The organism is Pseudoalteromonas sp. GCY (assembly GCF_016695175.1).
GTDB lineage: Bacteria > Pseudomonadota > Gammaproteobacteria > Enterobacterales > Alteromonadaceae > Pseudoalteromonas.
In genome coordinates this window covers 3831878-3847934 of record NZ_CP068023.1, presented here as the reverse complement: position 1 = coordinate 3847934, position 16057 = coordinate 3831878, and the positions used below count along the sequence as shown (strand labels likewise).

Genomic DNA, 16057 nt, shown 5'->3' with positions numbered 1-16057 from the left:
TCATTGTTCGGTGTTTCTGCGATATTCGATTTGGTTGATATACCAAAGTCTTCGGCCGTACGGTGTGGTGACCGTAATTTCATCATCGACTTGTTTGCTTAGTAAGGCCCTAGCCATTGGCGCATCGATGGAGATGTAGTCATTGCGTTCGTATATTTCATCGGGTCCAACAATGCGAAATGCACGAACCTCGCCTTCTTCGCTTTCCACTTCTACCCAAGCGCCAAAAAATACTTTACCTTCTTGTTCGGGACTATATTCCACGACTTTTAGTTCGGGCATACGCTTTCGTAAAAAGCGCACCCGTCTATCTATTTGCCTTAATAAGCGTTTATTGAAGGTGTAGTCGGCATTTTCGGAGCGATCGCCTAAACTCGCTGCCCAATTCACAATTTTGGTGATCTCTGGGCGCTTTTCAAACCACAGATGATCATGTTCTTGCTGCAGTTGGCGGTATCCTTCGGGCGTGATCAAATTTGTTTTCATGTTTCTCAGGTATTTTGGGTTAAACCCTTGTAATGTTCGGTAACAATCTAGTATCAATGTATGGTGTCGAAAAGCACCAAATTCAATTATATTTAAGCATAATAATATCATGGTCCATTATCGCCATGAGCGTTAAATGAACAGGATGATGATTTGTGCACGAAATGTCGCAGATCAGCAAGCTTTAGTAAATTAATAAATAGAAGAAATATAAATGGGAAATGAAACCACCAAAGTGCTCGTAGTTGATGACGATATGCGTTTACGCAGTCTTTTAGAGCGTTATCTCGTTGAGCAGGGATTTATCGTCCGCAGCGCAGCCAATTCTGAACAAATGGATAGACTACTTGAACGCGAAAACTTTCACTTGATGGTGTTAGATTTGATGCTTCCTGGAGAAGATGGCCTTTCCATCTGTCGTCGTTTAAGACAAAAAGAGAATGAGATCCCAATTGTCATGTTGACGGCGAAAGGTGACGAAGTTGACCGTATTATTGGTCTTGAGCTTGGCGCGGATGATTACATTCCAAAACCTTTCAACCCAAGAGAACTGTTGGCGCGAATAAAAGCCATTCTTCGTCGTCGTGCCAAAGAAGTACCAGGTGCGCCTGCGGCAGAAGAAAATGAAGTGAGCTTTGGTAACTTTACCCTTAATTTAGCGACGCGAGAGATGCAACATGGGGAAGCGACAATTTCACTTACCTCAGGTGAGTTTGCGGTACTTAAAGCACTGGTGAGTCACCCTCGAGAGCCGCTTAGTCGAGATAAGTTAATGAACCTTGCTAGAGGGCGTGATTATAGCGCACTTGAGCGTAGCATTGACGTTCAGGTTTCGCGCTTGCGTCGTATGATTGAAGATGACGCCTCTAATCCTCGCTATATACAAACGGTTTGGGGTCTTGGGTACGTATTTGTGCCTGACGGCGTGAAGTAGCCAGCATGTTACCTCGTAGTGCATTCGGGCAAACCGTCTTCTTTGTCGGCGCGTTACTATTGATAAATCAAGTCGTGTCTTACATTACCGTTACCTTATACGTCTTCAAACCAACTTTTGAACAAGTGAACCTGATGCTTGCTAAGCAGGTTAAAACGGTTTTCATTGATTGGGAGAATGGTGTTGAAGTTGATAACAGTGTATCTCGCAAATTCTTCGAGATAACGGGTATTGAGGTGATGACACAAAGAGAGGCCTATGTAAATGGGCTGGGGCAGGCCAAAGAATATACATTGCTGTCTCGTAGTATGTCGGAGCAACTTAATGGTTCTGCGCGAGTCAGGATAAGCCAAGGAGATCCGGTTGTTTATTGGGTCGAAGCACCGCAAGCGCCTGGGTATTGGGTAAGAGTACCGCTTAGCGGACTCAGTGAAACAAAAATGGAGTTTTTAGTTTTTTACCTCTCCAGTATTGGCTTTTTAAGTGTGTTAGGGGGGTGGCTTTTTGCTAGGCATCTCAACAAACCGCTAAAATCGCTACAAATTGCAGCTAGTCGAGTAGGCGTCGGGGATTTTTCAACACGTCTTGTCGAAGAAGGTTCTACTGAAGTCATAGAGGTGACTCGGGCATTTAATAAAATGTCTAAGGGGATCGCAGACCTAGAAAGTGATAGGCGACTGTTAATGGCTGGTGTTTCACACGATTTACGTACACCCTTAACCCGAATTCGTCTAGCAACTGAAATGATGTCGGATGAAGAAGACTACCTGCGCGAGGGAATAATCGATGATATTGAAGATATGAATGCGATTATTGACCAATTCATTGAATATCTCCGTCATCACAACAGTGCAGAAATGTCGGCAGATGACGTTAACACGGTTATTGAAGAAGTCGTTCATGCAGAGCAGCAGCATCAGCGACCAATTCACCTGCAAGCAGAGGAGTACTTACCAGCAGTGATGATGAATGCCGTCGCGTTAAAGCGAGTGTTTACTAACATGATTGAAAATGCGATCCGTTATTCTGAACAAGATATTGAGGTGACGACAGAGTACAGCCCCAAGCACCGTGCTGTTATCGTAAAAGTAATGGATAGAGGGCCTGGTATTCCTGAGTCAGAGTTGGAGTCTGTATTCGAACCTTTTAAACAGGGAGATCAGGCCAGAGGGAGTGAGGGGAGTGGCTTAGGGCTTGCCATTATCAAACGTATCGTGACCACACACGGCGGTAAAGTAAGATTACGAAATCGTGATGGCGGTGGTCTGATTGCGGAGGTTTCTTTGCCAGCTTACCGTGGTAAACTTGAGGAAAATAACAATTAATAAACTTTAACGGCTTGAGATATAACACTGGTTTTTCCGGGCCGTTAAGTAATAGTAAGGAATGCTATTGTGGCTATAGAAGTATCCAGCGCACGATTGATCCCTGTTTTGAGGCGTATTGTCGCTGTCAAAAAGTTTGCCAAACTCCACCCAACGCTCATTCCTTTTATGCTCTACCTGGCCGTCAGTGGTATTGCTCTGTTTTATGTTGCTCGTTTGCTTAATTCGTTTGGGTTTTCTGCACTGAAACACATAGGGATAAGTGACTTTTTAACCGTTATCATGACTAATTTTTTATTTCTACCGGCATTTACTATCGTTGTCTTCTGTAGTGGTCAACTAATTTTGGCCACAGTTTTAGAATCTTGGTATCTAACCTCAGATTCATTTGGCGCTAAACCAGCATTATAATGATGAGGCCTAACGTTGTTATAATATCCGTTGATATAATCACTCACACCATATTTAGCATCTTTAAAGTTTTCGTATCCAACCTTTGGCATCCACTCCGTTTTAAAGCTTCTAAAAAATCGCTCCATTGGCGCATTATCCCAACAATTTCCGCGCCTGCTCATACTTTGTGTAATTTTATAGCGCCATAAACGTTGGCGGTACTTCAAGCTTGTATAATGGCTTCCTTGGTCTGAGTGAAACATCAATCCACTTGGTTTACCTCTGCTTTCATACGCGAGTTCAAGCGCTTTTAGCGTTAAGTTAGTATCTGGCGACAACGACATTGCCCAACCAACGACTTTACGTGCAAATAAATCAACAACGACCGCTAAATAGGCCCAGCGATTGCCTGTCCAAATATACGTCACATCACCGCACCACACCCTATTCGGCTCAACAACATCAAACTGCCTATCTAGCAAATTTGGGATTTCAAGATGCTCATTACCACCCCTTTTATATTGATGTTGTGGTACTTGGCAGCTCTCTAGTTTTAGTTTAACCATTAGCTTAGCGGCGCGATAACGGCTTAATTCAAAATCGTTATTCGTTGCGATTGCTGCGATTGTCCGTGCCCCAGCTGAACCGCCGCTCATTGCATGTATGGCTTTAACTTCAGCTTCTAGCCTTATTTGCTCTGGTGTTGGCGTTGTATCCCGTATGGCCCAATATTTATAGCTGCTGCGATGCACATTGAATACGCTACACAACACGCTAATTGGGTAACGCTCTCGTTGATTTAATTTCTCAATTAACGAGAATTGTTCAGGGAGTCGGACATCAAGAGAGCGGTAGCCTTTTTTAATATATCCTTTTCTAATTCAATACGTTGGATTTGCTTTTTAAGTTCGCGGATTTCAATTTGTTCGGGTGTCATTGGTGAAGCTAATGGGGACTGGCCATTCCGTTCTTGCTTTAATTGAGTTACCCATTTACTTACAGTTGATTTACCAACCCCCATAGCTTTGGCTGCATCTTCTTGCGTGTAGCCTTGATCAACTACAAGCTGAGCTGTTTCTAATTTGATTGCAGCAGAATACGTTGCGCGTTTTAATTTCGTCATTTTTTCACCCAAATTTGTATGCAAATAGCATAACATTTCTTTCTTAATGGGTGGCCAAATTAACTATGCCACTACACTTCAGCTTGCTCACAATAATCAGGCAAGATAAAAAGCTTGTTCAGGTTAAGTTTCTTGGCGTTGATAAGTTGAACTATATAGTTAACCAGCCACTCTATAATTTTCCACTTTCCACAACGATTATTACTACGCTTATTTTGTCTACATATGCGGCTGATTTTGCAGCAAAAAGTGCAGTAAGAGAAGTAAAGGCTTTGCAGCGTGGAAACACTGATATTTATTTAAGTTATCCGATAGATTGGTTTGGCGAACAAGTAATGACAATTCCTTCAGTTGTAATTGTGTTGTCGACTTCACGATATACTTTTATATATCACCCAGAAACAAAAAAGGCGGTGGCCATTCCCGATGCGAATTTAGGTAGCATTACTACACTCTCGGCTTCAGGGGGAGGGAAATGAAAAAAATTACCAATGACGCTGAATATTACGCTTGGTTCGATGAAGTAAGTAAAAAGACCGCAAAATTTATTTATGAACAACCTGGTGTTCTTATTACTTTGGGATATCTGACACTAAATTTGGCAGGGTTCGTGTATCTTACTTCTTTATTCAATGCTTTTTCTATCGAGATCATCAAATATATGGAACTTAGTGACTTATTGATGTCATTCTTAGCAGAGCCAGATATTCTTTTTGCAACATCTTGCGCAATTGTAGTGGGAGGGGGAGTGGCTTATGTAGTGAGTAAATTCGATAGAAAGCGTGCTCAGATTAAAGAGCTTAAGGGGTGGAAAAGCTGGCTCTTGAGCCACCGTATTTTATATCGACTCAATCCTTTCTATAGTTTAGTTGTTGTAGCTATGCTTATTTATCCAAATGCATACGCTGGACTACTGGGCTCTTGGAACGCTGAGAGCATAAAAGAAGGTAATGGTAAGCTTTACAATTTTGATTTAATTAACTCGATTAGTCTTGATCAACAAAAAAGGCGTCACTTTCAAGATATGCAAATCATACTGGAGTCTGAACGCTATGTTTTTCTCTATGAAAAATCTAAAAATCGTTCAGTGATCCTATCGAGAGATAACATCGCGAGTATTCAGATAGTTGCGCAGGGTGTGGATAATTGATGCGAAGCATATCGAAGAAGGTGTCATATCGTGATTTGACCTATACCCAAAATGTTTTAACAAATGCTCAGTTGGCTCAATTAAAGTGCATCATTGCAACGAGTTTTTCCAATGTAGAGGTTGAGCATTACTTTGCTCTGTACTTTGAAAGAGGCGAAAGCACAAAGCGTAGACTCCGTTTGTTTTTATCAGGCGGTGAAATTGTCGGCTATTGCTTATTGACCTTTGATGATAGCAATAATGATGTTTGTATTGTTGGCGCTTCAGCTGCTTTTTTACCTGCCTTTAGAGGGAAAAACAGCACCTTTAGGTTTTCTCTTATAGAAGTATTAAAACGTTATATACGTAACCCTCGTAGAAAACTTTTATATGCAGATACTATGCTCAGCCCCGCTATGTTCAGGGCCATGGCAAAAAATATCGCCGAAGTTTATCCGAATAGCTTGTCTCAAAATAGCGCGATAGCAACGCTCTATGACATCATTAACCCGAGTGGCTTGGTAAGTTCCTATAATGGTCTAAGATGTTTGAAGGTTGTTGGGCGCAAAACCAATTACAGCGAGGCTGAAATCGCACGCTTTAGAGAAAGCAGAAAAACTGAGATTGCACTTTACTGCAGTGTTAATCCTGAATTTGATAAGGGAATTGCGCTTGTTGTTATCATTCCTATTTCGCTTACACAATTTATCTTAACACTAAAGAAAATATTATCGAGTAGCGTATCTGGCGTGTTAGGACGAGGATAAGTACCGTCGCTAGATATGTGTTATTGCTTCTAAGTCTGTCAAAAGGTCTTAGCCGATTAAGCTGGTTTAACTTTATGATATATCTCCTTTTTCCTTAATATTTACTAAGCTGAATTCAGTTCCTATTGTGCACTAGTGAGGAGTAAATCCACTTTTCCAAGCAAAGCTTTATTGTTTTCAATATGTTGATGTGATAATCCTTTATGTGGGTTTTTGGATCAAAAAAACGCCCAAACGAGGGGCGCTTTTGATAAAGGAATTTTTCTTAGGTTAGATTATTAGCCGCGAGGACCTGCTGCTTTGATTGCTTCAGAAACATCGTATTTAGCGAAGTTTTCTTTGAAATCAGCTGCAAGTTTAGCTGCATATTCCGCATACTTAGCTTGATCTTGCCATGTATTTACCGGATTAAGTAGCTTGCTATCAACACCTTCCACTGCCACTGGTACATCTAAATTTAGTGCCTCAATGTGCTGTGTCTCAACGCCCTCTAATGTATCGTTTACGATTGCATCAATCACGGCGCGAGTTGTTGGAATGTCAAAACGCTTACCAATGCCATATGGGCCACCAGTCCAACCTGTGTTTACTAGGTAAACTTTAGCGCCAAACTCACGCACACGTTTCATTAGTAGCTCAGCGTACACGCCTGCTGGACGCGGGAAGAAAGGAGCACCAAAACAAGTTGAGAAAGTTGATTCGATATCAGAGGTTGAACCAATCTCAGTTGAGCCTACTTTCGCCGTGTAACCACTAAGGAAGTGATAAGCCGCAGCTTCCTCGCTTAGGATTGAAACTGGAGGTAATACGCCACTCACGTCACAAGTTAAGAATACAACTGCACGAGGCTCGCCTGCGCGGTTTTCTACTTTACGCTTTTCAACATGCTCAAGTGGGTAAGCTGCACGCGTATTTTGCGTTAAGCTTGAATCGGTATAATCAGGAGTACGCGTTTCATCTAGCACGACGTTTTCTAAAATAGTACCAAAACGGATTGCATCCCAAATAACAGGTTCGTTCTTTTGTGACAGGTCGATACATTTCGCATAACAACCGCCTTCAATGTTGAATACGCTACCAGGCGCCCAACCGTGCTCATCATCACCGATAAGAAAACGCTTAGGATCCGCAGAAAGAGTGGTTTTACCTGTTCCTGATAGACCAAAGAATAACGTTGTGTCGCCAGCTTCACCTACGTTTGCACTACAGTGCATAGGTAGTACACCTTTTGCTGGTAGTAAGAAGTTTTGTACAGAGAACATCGACTTCTTCATTTCACCGGCGTAATGCATACCTGCGATAAGCACTTTGCGCTGTGCAAAGTTGATGATAACGGTACCATCACTGTTTGTGCCATCACGCTCAGGATCACAAACAAAAGAAGGAACGTTCATCACCTGCCATTCAGGTAAATTAGTTTTGTTATAAGAGTTAGGTTCGATAAACATGTTTTTAGCGAAAATGTGGTGCCAAGCAGTTTCAGTCGTTACAACGACTGGTAAATAGTGCTCAGGATCCGCACCGACTTCTAAGTGAGAGACGAAGTGGTCATTTTCAAGAACGTGCGCTTCTACGCGAGCCCATAAAGCATCAAACTTAGCACCTTCGAATGGGCGGTTTACGTTACCCCATTGGATGTCATTTTCTGTGCTTGATTCTTTTACGATGAAACGGTCGTTTGGTGAACGTCCAGTACGACGACCAGTTTTTGCAACAAAAGCTCCATTTGCGGCTAAAGTGCCCTCGCCACGACGGATAGCGTGTTCGACAAGTTCAGCTGCGGTTAAATCGACAAAACGAGTAGCGCTTGAAGTCATGTTTATACCTAAAAAGTGAGAGTTGAACGGGATAGCTCTGGGGTACTCTTGCCCTTAGCTAAATTTATAGTAACAGATGAAATTGAGATATTCGAGCCTTTAGAGTGCTTAAAATTACATAAAAACGTCAAAAAACTTGAATAATTTCAATGATACCGGTGTCATAACTTTTGTATGTTTTATGACACCGGTATCACCCAATAGCCATAAAAAAACCGCCAAAAATGGCGGTTTCATTTTGTAATTAAGGGCTAAAGCGCAACTTAATTAAATAACGATTTAATATCTTGCTCGTTAAAAACGTAGTTTTTCAAGCAGTAATGACAGCTAATATTGACTTCGCCGTGTTTTTGCAAGTCTTCCATCAAGGCTTCTAGTCCGACATTTGCCAGCGCATTCTCGGTTTTTTCACGGCTACATCCACATACGAACGAGATAGCTTGTGGTTCAAAAAGTTGAGGATTGTCCTCGTGATACAGTCTTGTTAATACGGTATTCGCGTCTAAATCTAGTAGCTCTTCATCTTTAATCGTGTCGCTTAGTGCTTCAAGATGTTGGAAATCGGCGACAGACTTTTCTTTATTGACAGGCAGTACTTGTAAAAACAGACCTGCAGCTTTCACTTTATCGCCAACTAGGCTTGTTGCGAACCATAAACGGGTTTTCAATTGCTCAGATTGCTCGAAGTATTCTTCTAAACATTCGGCAAGTGATGCTTTAGAAAGTGGAACTATGCCTTGATAGCGCTCGCCTTTTGTCGGTGTAATGGTGATAACCATATACCCTTTGCCCATTAGCTCAGGTACAGATGATCCCGAAACCTCAGATTGCAGCCTTGCCACGCCGCGCATCTGTTGTTTGTGATTACCATTGATCACCGCATATTTTACTGGACCATCACCTTGGAGCTGAACCGCAATGTCACCTTCAAATTTTAACGTAGCGGTCAGTAAACTGGTTGCAACCAATAACTCGCCTAATAGCTGTTGCACAGGCTCTGGGTAGTTGTGACCGCTAATGATGTCAGTAAAAGTCTGTTCTATTTGTACAAGCTCACCACGTACGTCTAGCTTGTCGAAAATATAACGATGAAGTAAATCAGTCTGCATCAATGAAAATCCTAGTTTGATTTCAATTTAAGTAATTCACGGCGTTGTTTCTTGTCCGGCTTAGTGGCAGGACGAGGCGCAAACAAGCTATTGTTTTGGCGCGCCAACGCGTTTTGCGTTCGTTTTTCAATACTTGCTTCAGACTCTTCATAAAGAGTTTGAGCGATAGGAGCTGCTTGTCGCTTTTCCATAATTTTGAGTATGGTTACTTCTTTCTCTTCATATCCTTGGGCTAATTTCACTACCGCGCCGACTTCAACCGTTTTACTTGGTTTACAGCGCTGACCGTTGTAATGTACTTTGCCACCTTGGACCATATCGCGAGCAAGCGCTCGTGTTTTGTAAAAGCGAGCAGCCCATAACCACTTATCAATACGAACTTTCTGTTCAGATTGGTTGTTTTCCTGTTGGAGTTTTGTCACAATTCGTTAACTATTTGTTAGTGTGAAATTTAACCTAACAAATTTAGCATATTTCGTTATGCAAACAAAGTAGATGACAGGCACTAAACTTGTGAGTTAATCGCACTTTACCTAAAAAATGAACTAATATGTGTGTCTATGTTCCAAGGTTAAGTTTAGATTCAGTTAATTGGCCTACGGTGTACCTATTTAATTAAAAGTTTAACAAATGCACGCTTGTTGAAAAAATTTCGAGGCGGTACACTGGGGCGTTCAAGAGAATAAGAAAAGTATTATATGGAATTACAGTTACAACAGCTTCAGAAGTTTTGGCTTGGTTTGCCTCATGCAAAATTGAGTCGTATCATTGTTGTCCTGTCGGTTGTTTACGTTGCGTTTCTCTTTTCGCAATTATTTTGGTTGTTATGGCCAGTGCCACAAACACAACCCTTGCTCCCTGCATCACAACTGTATAGTCAATCAAGTAGCGGTATCACAAGCCAAGGAATTGTCGCTCAAAATTTGTTTGGTGAGGCAAATGCTAAGCCTGATACCAAACCTCAGCCAGTGGTTTCTGATGCACCAGAAACAACGCTCAATGTTAGGCTAACTGGTATCGTGGCGGTCAGCCAAGATGATGGTGCAGGCCTTGCTATTATTGAATCTCAGGGGCGTCAAGAGACCTATTCTGTTGACGCGCCAATCACAGGCACTCGCGCAAAGCTTGCTCGGGTATTACCTGACCGTGTGATTTTAGATGTTAGTGGGCGTTTTGAAACGCTGATGTTAGATGGCATAGAGTTTAGTCGCACTGTGGCGATGCCAACAAAGCCAAAGAAAATCGTCAACAGCACAACTTCACCAACCCCACCTCGAAATGAACTAGCTAATCGTCGCCAGGAATTGCTCAGCGATCCAGGTAAATTATTTGATTATATTAAGATTGCTCCGGAACAGCGTAACGGCGAAGTTATTGGCTATCGCCTCTCACCTGGAAAGGATCCTGAATTGTTCGAACAGGTGGGGCTTAAAGCGAATGATTTAGCAATCGCAATTAATGGGTTTCAGCTCACGGATATGAAACAGGCTATGTCAGCTATTAATGAACTTAGAACGAGCACAGATGCGAACATCACGATCGAACGAGACGGTCAGGTGATGGATGTGCAGTTTAGCCTGTAAAGTTACTAATTTTGGAGTTTTAGAATAATGGGTAAAAAGCTACACCTCACAAAAACCAAAAAAGGGTTAGCTAAGTATGCAACGCTCTTGATTGCTGCTGGTATTTCACTTTCTGTTTCTGCGGTTGAATATGCCGCGAACTTCAAAGGTACCGATATTAATGAATTCATTAATATCGTTAGTGATAAGCTGAATAAAACTATCATTATAGACCCTAACGTGCGCGGTAATATCAATGTTCGCAGTTATGAGCTGATGGATGAAAAACTTTATTATCAGTTCTTTTTAAATGTGCTTGAAGTATATGGTTATTCAGTTATTGAAATGGATAGCGGTGTGCTTAAGGTGGTTCGTAGTTCTGATGGTAAAAAGTCGAACGTACCTTTGGTATCTGGTGAAGAGCTAGGTAACGGTGACGTAATGGTAACACGCGTTGTTCGCGTGAAGAACGTTAGCGTGCAAGAGCTTGGTCCACTTATTCGTCAATTCAGTGACCAAAAAGATGGTGGTCACGTAACCAATCTAAATTCAGCAAACGTGATGATGCTAACCGGCCATGCGTCCTCGGTGAATCGCCTTGTTGATATTATCAAAACGGTTGACCAAGCGGGCGATAAGCGTGTTGATATCGTTAAGCTGAAGCATGCCACTGCTGAAGATGTTGTTAAAGTCGTTGAAAAGATTTTCCAAGACTCAGGTAAAGGCGGTGTACCAGACTTCCTTATCCCGAAAATTGTGTCAGATACCCGTACCAACAGTGTGATTGTTAGTGGCGAATCACAGGCCCGTAGCCGCGCGGCTGAGCTTATCAAGCGTTTAGACGACGAGTTGCAATCTCAAGGCAATACTCAGGTCTTCTATCTGAATTACGCAAAAGCGGAAGACTTGGTTAAGGTTCTTCAAGGCGTGAGTAAATCGATTGAAGAAGAACAAGCTGCAGGTCAGCAAGCAAGAACTCGCAGTAGTAGCAAAAATGAAACCAGCATAGAGGCGCATGAAGACTCAAACTCGCTGGTGATTACCGCACAACCAGATACAATGCGGTCATTAACTCAGGTGATTAAAAAGTTAGATATCCGTCGTGCCCAAGTATTGGTTGAAGCGATCGTTGTTGAGGTTTCTGAAGCCGATGGTATTAACCTAGGGTTGCAATGGATTTCAGAGAAAGGCGGTATGTTGCAGTTTAACGATGGCACAACTGCACCTATTGGATCCATAGCTGTTGCTGCTGAGCAAGCGCGTGACAAAACAGTCACTAAGAATATATTAGGTTCAGAATCTGGAAAGGCAACATCATATGACGAGACTGTTGAGGGCGATTTGACTGGGCTTGCCAAAGTTCTAGGTGGTATCAATGGTCTGGCGGCTGGTATTGTGAAGAATGACTGGGGTGCTATCATTCAAGCGGTAACCACGGATACTAACTCAAATATTCTAGCCACACCGTCAGTTACGACTATGGATAACGAAGAAGCGTCCATGATCGTCGGTGAAGAAGTACCGATCGTGACTGGTTCTACTGCAAATGACAATAACTCAAACCCGTTCCAAACGGTAGACCGCCAAGAAGTAGGTATTAAATTAAAAGTAACCCCTCAGATTAACGATGGTACAGCCGTTCAACTGACGATAGAACAAGAAGTATCAAGCGTGAAAGGTGCAACGTCGGTGGATATTCGAGTGGCTAAACGTGCTATCAATACCACGGTTATCGCGGATGATGGTGGCATGGTTATCTTAGGTGGTCTGATTGACGAAACCGTTCAAGAAAGTGTTTCTAAAGTACCATTATTAGGTGACATTCCAGTTTTAGGTCACCTATTTAGATCAACAGGGACTAAGAAGGAAAAGCGTAACTTACTCGTCTTTATCCGTCCGACGATTGTACGTGATAGCCGCAGTATGAACGATATTAGCCATTCAAAATATAATTTTATCCGTGGTGAGCAGCATAAACAAAGAGAAGATGGTATCGAGTTAATGCCATTTGAAGATACGCCTATCCTTCCTAAGTGGGACGACAAGCTTACTTTGCCACCGACGTATGAAGAGTTCTTGAAAGAGCAAAATAGAAAAGAGCGTGAAAATGATTGATGAGAAAGTCACGCCAGACTTAGGAGCTGAGGCTGAAGAGATGGCAGCTCAGTTGCAAAGCGCTGAGCCAATACTAGGCGAAGTAGCTGAAATACCTGTCGTACCGACGATTTCCTTGCGTTTACCTTTTTCATTTGCACGTCGAAAAGGGGTGTTACTCAGCCCTGATGGCGATCAGGCTAAGCTTTTTCACAAAGGCACGCTTGATCTTGAAACGCTGATGGAAGTACGCCGCGTTGCAGGCAAAACATTACATCTCGAAGCGTTAGATGAAGACCGCTTTGAGCATATGCTTGAGGCGTCTTATCAAAGAGACAGCTCTGAAACACAACAGATGATGGAAGATATCGGCAACGAGATGGATTTGTTCTCGCTTGCTGAAGAATTACCACAAACAGAAGATCTGCTTGCTGCGGATGATGATGCGCCTATCATCAAGCTCATTAACGCCATGTTGAGTGAAGCGATAAAAGAAGGTGCGTCGGATATCCATATCGAAACCTTTGAGCAAGAACTGGTTATTCGCTTTAGGGTTGATGGCGTACTGAAAGAAGTATTGAAGCCAAATCGTAAGTTGTCTTCATTATTAGTGTCTCGTATCAAAGTAATGGCGAAACTCGATATCGCAGAAAAGCGTGTACCGCAAGATGGCCGTATCAGTTTGCGGATAGCGGGGCGTGCGGTGGATGTGCGTGTATCGACGATGCCATCAAGTTTTGGTGAACGAGTGGTGCTGCGTCTACTAGATAAAAATAATGCGAGATTAAATCTTGAAGATTTGGGCATGACCCAAGCAAACCGCGATGCGTTTGCGGAGCTCATTGCCAAGCCTCACGGTATCATATTGGTTACCGGTCCAACGGGTTCAGGTAAGAGTACAACCTTGTATGCGGGCATGACACAAATCAACTCTAAGGACCGCAATATCTTAACGGTTGAAGATCCGATTGAATATGAGATCCCAGGCATTGGCCAAACACAAGTAAATCCAAAAGTGGATATGACATTCGCTCGAGGTTTACGTGCGATCCTACGTCAAGATCCAGATGTGGTGATGGTTGGTGAGATCCGAGATTTAGAAACCGCGCAAATTGGTGTTCAAGCATCTTTGACCGGCCACTTGGTATTATCCACACTACACACTAACACGGCCGCCGGTGCTATCACGCGTATGGAAGACATGGGGGTTGAGCCGTTTCTTTTGAGTTCATCACTGCTCGGCGTGCTGTCACAGCGATTGGTAAGAACGCTTTGTCCTAAGTGTAAAGAAGCGCATGTAGCTGATGAGCGAGAGTGTGAGCTGCTGGGGGTTGCCAAAGACAGTGGCACACAAATCTTCCGTGCAGTCGGCTGTGAAGAGTGTAATTTCAATGGTTACAAAGGCCGTACGGGTATTCATGAGCTTCTCATCGTTGATGAGCCTATCCGTGAACTTATTCATAATGGTAAAGGTGAACAAGCGGTAGAGAAATATATTCGTAAGCGTACGCCAAGCATCCGACAAGATGGCTGTTCGCGAGTACTCGCTGGCCGAACAACCTTAGAAGAAGTAATGCGTGTTACACGTGAGGAAGGCTAATGGCAGCGTTCGAATACCGCGCCTTAGATGGTAAAGGCAAAGAAAAAAAAGGGATTTTAGAGGCGGATACGGCGAAGCAAGTTAGGCAAATGCTAAGAGAAAAAGCCATGATGCCACTTGAAGTTTTGCCTGCTGCTGAGAAAGATAAAAACCAAAGTAGTGGTGGTTTTACGCTTTTTCAAGGTTACCGTCCCTCGGTATCAGATCTTGCCTTAATCACGCGTCAGTTGGCGACCTTGATCCAATCTTCTTTACCTGTTGAAGCTGCGGTGATGGCTGTAGCTGAGCAATGTGAAAAGCCAAGACTAAAGCGTATGCTGATGGCGGTAAGATCAAAAGTCGTTGAAGGCTATACGCTTGCAGATGGTATGTCGGAGTTTCCTCACGTATTTGATCACTTATACCGCTCAATGGTTGCCGCTGGAGAAAAGTCAGGGCACTTAGATGAAGTACTAAATCGCTTGGCCGATTACACTGAGCAGCGCCAACATATGCGTAGCCAAATTACGCAAGCTATGGTGTATCCCATTATTTTGGTTATCTTTGCTATCGCGATAGTTTCCATTCTATTGGGGACGGTAGTACCAAAGATCTTGAAGACCTTTGAGAAGTCTAAGCAAGCACTGCCTTGGACAACAGAGTGGGTTATGGCTGCCAGTAATTTTGTACAAAACTACTGGATGATCACGTTGGCAGTGGTTGTCATTGGCACCTACGCGATTAAAAAAGCATTACAAAAACCTAAGATCCGCTTTTGGTATGATAGCAAGCTGCTGAGTTTACCGGGTCTTGGTAAGGTAACTCGCAGCGTGAATACTGCACGATTTGCGCGTACCTTAAGTATTCTCTCATCGAGTTCCGTTCCACTGCTTGAGGGCATGAAAATCTCAGGTCAAGTACTTGAGAACGAAAAAATCAAAGCATCCGTTGCAGAAGCAGCGACTCGGGTGAGTGAAGGTGCAAGCCTTAGAGCGTCGTTGCAACAGACTAAAATGTTCCCACCTATGATGCTGCACATGATTGCCAGCGGTGAAAAGTCGGGGGAATTAGAACAGATGCTTGAGCGTGCTGCGAATAACCAAGAAAGAGAATTTGAAAGTATGGTAAATGTCTCGCTGAAGTTGCTAGAACCTGCGATGATAGCGACGATGGCAATTATTGTACTGTTTATAGTTATGGCGATTCTTCAGCCGATTATGGCGATGAACAAAGCCGTAGGATTGTAGTCAAAAAGGAAAGGCCATCGCATGTTTTTGCATGGTCATCAATAACAGCATTGAGGTAAACATTGTGAAAAAACAATCAGGTTTCTCACTACTAGAAGTGATGGTGGTACTTGTTATCATCGGTATGATCTTATCTATCGTTGCGCCTAACGTGATGGGTCAACAAGAAGAAGCAGCAAAGGAAAAGGCACGTCTAGATATTCGTCAGATTGAAGACGCAATGAAGATGTACAAGCTAAAAAACAAACGCTATCCAACCACAGAGCAAGGCTTGGAAGCTTTGGTAACGCAAACAAATATTGACCCGGTACCAAAACGTTTCCCTGAAGGTGGCTTCATTTCTAAGCTTCCAGAAGATCCATGGGGTAATCCTTACCAATTAGTAAGCCCAGGCGAAATGAGCCAAATCGATATTTTTTCAATGGGTCCAGATGGCGAAGTTGGAACAGATGATGATATCGGAAACTGGGATACGGAAGACGAACGTTAATC

General features: G+C 42.9%; 15 protein-coding genes. 10 read left to right on the top strand and 5 right to left on the bottom strand.

The features are described 5' to 3' along the window. On the bottom strand, positions 1-486 hold the full coding sequence (gene greB / locus JJQ94_RS22730) for a transcription elongation factor GreB (RefSeq protein ID WP_099031831.1): 486 nt from the start codon (positions 484-486) through the stop codon (positions 1-3). Between the two features lie 214 nt (positions 487-700). Here greB and ompR point away from each other — a divergent pair, with 214 nt between their 5' ends. Both ompR and envZ read left to right on the top strand, forming a co-directional pair. Continuing rightward, positions 701-1420 carry an osmolarity response regulator transcription factor OmpR gene (gene ompR, locus JJQ94_RS22725; protein WP_010378483.1) on the top strand — a complete coding sequence of 240 codons (720 nt, stop codon included), beginning with the start codon at positions 701-703 and terminating at the stop codon, positions 1418-1420. Positions 1421-1425: 5 nt separating this feature from the next. Beyond that, positions 1426-2745 (top strand): two-component system sensor histidine kinase EnvZ, encoded by a 1320-nt coding sequence (envZ, locus tag JJQ94_RS22720; protein ID WP_099031830.1) that lies wholly within the window; start codon positions 1426-1428, stop codon positions 2743-2745. A gap of 335 nt (positions 2746-3080) precedes the next feature. Here the strand turns inward: envZ and JJQ94_RS22715 are convergent. Further along, positions 3081-4261 (bottom strand): IS3 family transposase gene (locus JJQ94_RS22715; RefSeq protein WP_201435439.1). Its coding sequence is split into 2 segments (ribosomal slippage): positions 3081-4003 and positions 4003-4261, totalling 1182 coding nucleotides; the frame shifts between segments, so codons are not numbered across the junction. Positions 4262-4326: 65 nt separating this feature from the next. Here JJQ94_RS22715 and JJQ94_RS22710 point away from each other — a divergent pair. Genes JJQ94_RS22710 through JJQ94_RS22700 form a run of 3 tightly spaced genes read left to right on the top strand, consistent with a single transcriptional unit; the run spans position 4327 to position 6157 of the window. Beyond that, positions 4327-4740 carry a hypothetical protein gene (locus JJQ94_RS22710; protein WP_099031890.1) on the top strand — a complete coding sequence of 138 codons (414 nt, stop codon included), beginning with the start codon at positions 4327-4329 and terminating at the stop codon, positions 4738-4740. Next, on the top strand, positions 4737-5411 hold the full coding sequence (locus JJQ94_RS22705; RefSeq protein ID WP_099031891.1) for a hypothetical protein: 675 nt from the start codon (positions 4737-4739) through the stop codon (positions 5409-5411). Before JJQ94_RS22710 ends, JJQ94_RS22705 begins: the two co-directional genes overlap by 4 nt. Next, positions 5411-6157, top strand: a complete 747-nt coding sequence (locus JJQ94_RS22700; RefSeq protein WP_236596534.1) for a hypothetical protein — start codon at positions 5411-5413, stop codon at positions 6155-6157. The genes JJQ94_RS22705 and JJQ94_RS22700 overlap by 1 nt, the downstream gene beginning before the upstream one ends. A gap of 278 nt (positions 6158-6435) precedes the next feature. On the opposite strand, the gene JJQ94_RS22695 is transcribed toward JJQ94_RS22700, so the two are convergent. The 3 genes from JJQ94_RS22695 to hslR form a co-directional block, all read right to left on the bottom strand. Beyond that, positions 6436-7974, bottom strand: a complete 1539-nt coding sequence (locus JJQ94_RS22695; RefSeq protein ID WP_099031892.1) for a phosphoenolpyruvate carboxykinase — start codon at positions 7972-7974, stop codon at positions 6436-6438. Between the two features lie 263 nt (positions 7975-8237). Further along, on the bottom strand, positions 8238-9083 hold the full coding sequence (hslO, locus tag JJQ94_RS22690; protein WP_088529699.1) for an Hsp33 family molecular chaperone HslO: 846 nt from the start codon (positions 9081-9083) through the stop codon (positions 8238-8240). A gap of 11 nt (positions 9084-9094) precedes the next feature. Then, the gene (gene hslR, locus JJQ94_RS22685; RefSeq protein WP_010378496.1) at positions 9095-9505 is read right to left on the bottom strand and encodes a ribosome-associated heat shock protein Hsp15; all 411 of its coding nucleotides are present in this window, start codon (positions 9503-9505) and stop codon (positions 9095-9097) included. A 276-nt stretch (positions 9506-9781) separates the two neighbouring features. Here hslR and gspC point away from each other — a divergent pair, with 276 nt between their 5' ends. The 5 genes from gspC (at position 9782) to gspG (ending at position 16055) form a co-directional block, all read left to right on the top strand. Beyond that, positions 9782-10666 carry a type II secretion system protein GspC gene (gene gspC / locus JJQ94_RS22680; protein WP_039490900.1) on the top strand — a complete coding sequence of 295 codons (885 nt, stop codon included), beginning with the start codon at positions 9782-9784 and terminating at the stop codon, positions 10664-10666. A gap of 27 nt (positions 10667-10693) precedes the next feature. Next, positions 10694-12760, top strand: a complete 2067-nt coding sequence (gene gspD, locus JJQ94_RS22675) for a type II secretion system secretin GspD (RefSeq protein WP_099031893.1) — start codon at positions 10694-10696, stop codon at positions 12758-12760. Further along, the gene (gspE, locus tag JJQ94_RS22670; protein ID WP_099031894.1) at positions 12753-14339 is read left to right on the top strand and encodes a type II secretion system ATPase GspE; all 1587 of its coding nucleotides are present in this window, start codon (positions 12753-12755) and stop codon (positions 14337-14339) included. The genes gspD and gspE overlap by 8 nt, the downstream gene beginning before the upstream one ends. After that, the gene (gene gspF, locus JJQ94_RS22665; protein WP_099031895.1) at positions 14339-15565 is read left to right on the top strand and encodes a type II secretion system inner membrane protein GspF; all 1227 of its coding nucleotides are present in this window, start codon (positions 14339-14341) and stop codon (positions 15563-15565) included. Before gspE ends, gspF begins: the two co-directional genes overlap by 1 nt. 64 nt (positions 15566-15629) lie before the next feature. Continuing rightward, on the top strand, positions 15630-16055 hold the full coding sequence (gene gspG / locus JJQ94_RS22660) for a type II secretion system major pseudopilin GspG (RefSeq protein ID WP_026001105.1): 426 nt from the start codon (positions 15630-15632) through the stop codon (positions 16053-16055). The last annotated feature ends 2 nt before the right edge of the window (positions 16056-16057 follow it).

What these genes read in the sequence shown, in the direction of transcription:
- greB (WP_099031831.1), bottom strand. Translation starts at nt 486, where the DNA reads ATGAAAACAAATTTGATCACGCCCGAAGGATACCGCCAACTGCAGCAA.
- ompR (WP_010378483.1), top strand. Translation starts at nt 701, where the DNA reads ATGGGAAATGAAACCACCAAAGTGCTCGTAGTTGATGACGATATGCGT.
- envZ (WP_099031830.1), top strand. Translation starts at nt 1,426, where the DNA reads ATGTTACCTCGTAGTGCATTCGGGCAAACCGTCTTCTTTGTCGGCGCG.
- JJQ94_RS22710 (WP_099031890.1), top strand. Translation starts at nt 4,327, where the DNA reads ATGCCACTACACTTCAGCTTGCTCACAATAATCAGGCAAGATAAAAAG.
- JJQ94_RS22705 (WP_099031891.1), top strand. Translation starts at nt 4,737, where the DNA reads ATGAAAAAAATTACCAATGACGCTGAATATTACGCTTGGTTCGATGAA.
- JJQ94_RS22700 (WP_236596534.1), top strand. Translation starts at nt 5,411, where the DNA reads ATGCGAAGCATATCGAAGAAGGTGTCATATCGTGATTTGACCTATACC.
- JJQ94_RS22695 (WP_099031892.1), bottom strand. Translation starts at nt 7,974, where the DNA reads ATGACTTCAAGCGCTACTCGTTTTGTCGATTTAACCGCAGCTGAACTT.
- hslO (WP_088529699.1), bottom strand. Translation starts at nt 9,083, where the DNA reads ATGCAGACTGATTTACTTCATCGTTATATTTTCGACAAGCTAGACGTA.
- gspC (WP_039490900.1), top strand. Translation starts at nt 9,782, where the DNA reads ATGGAATTACAGTTACAACAGCTTCAGAAGTTTTGGCTTGGTTTGCCT.
- gspD (WP_099031893.1), top strand. Translation starts at nt 10,694, where the DNA reads ATGGGTAAAAAGCTACACCTCACAAAAACCAAAAAAGGGTTAGCTAAG.
- gspE (WP_099031894.1), top strand. Translation starts at nt 12,753, where the DNA reads ATGATTGATGAGAAAGTCACGCCAGACTTAGGAGCTGAGGCTGAAGAG.
- gspF (WP_099031895.1), top strand. Translation starts at nt 14,339, where the DNA reads ATGGCAGCGTTCGAATACCGCGCCTTAGATGGTAAAGGCAAAGAAAAA.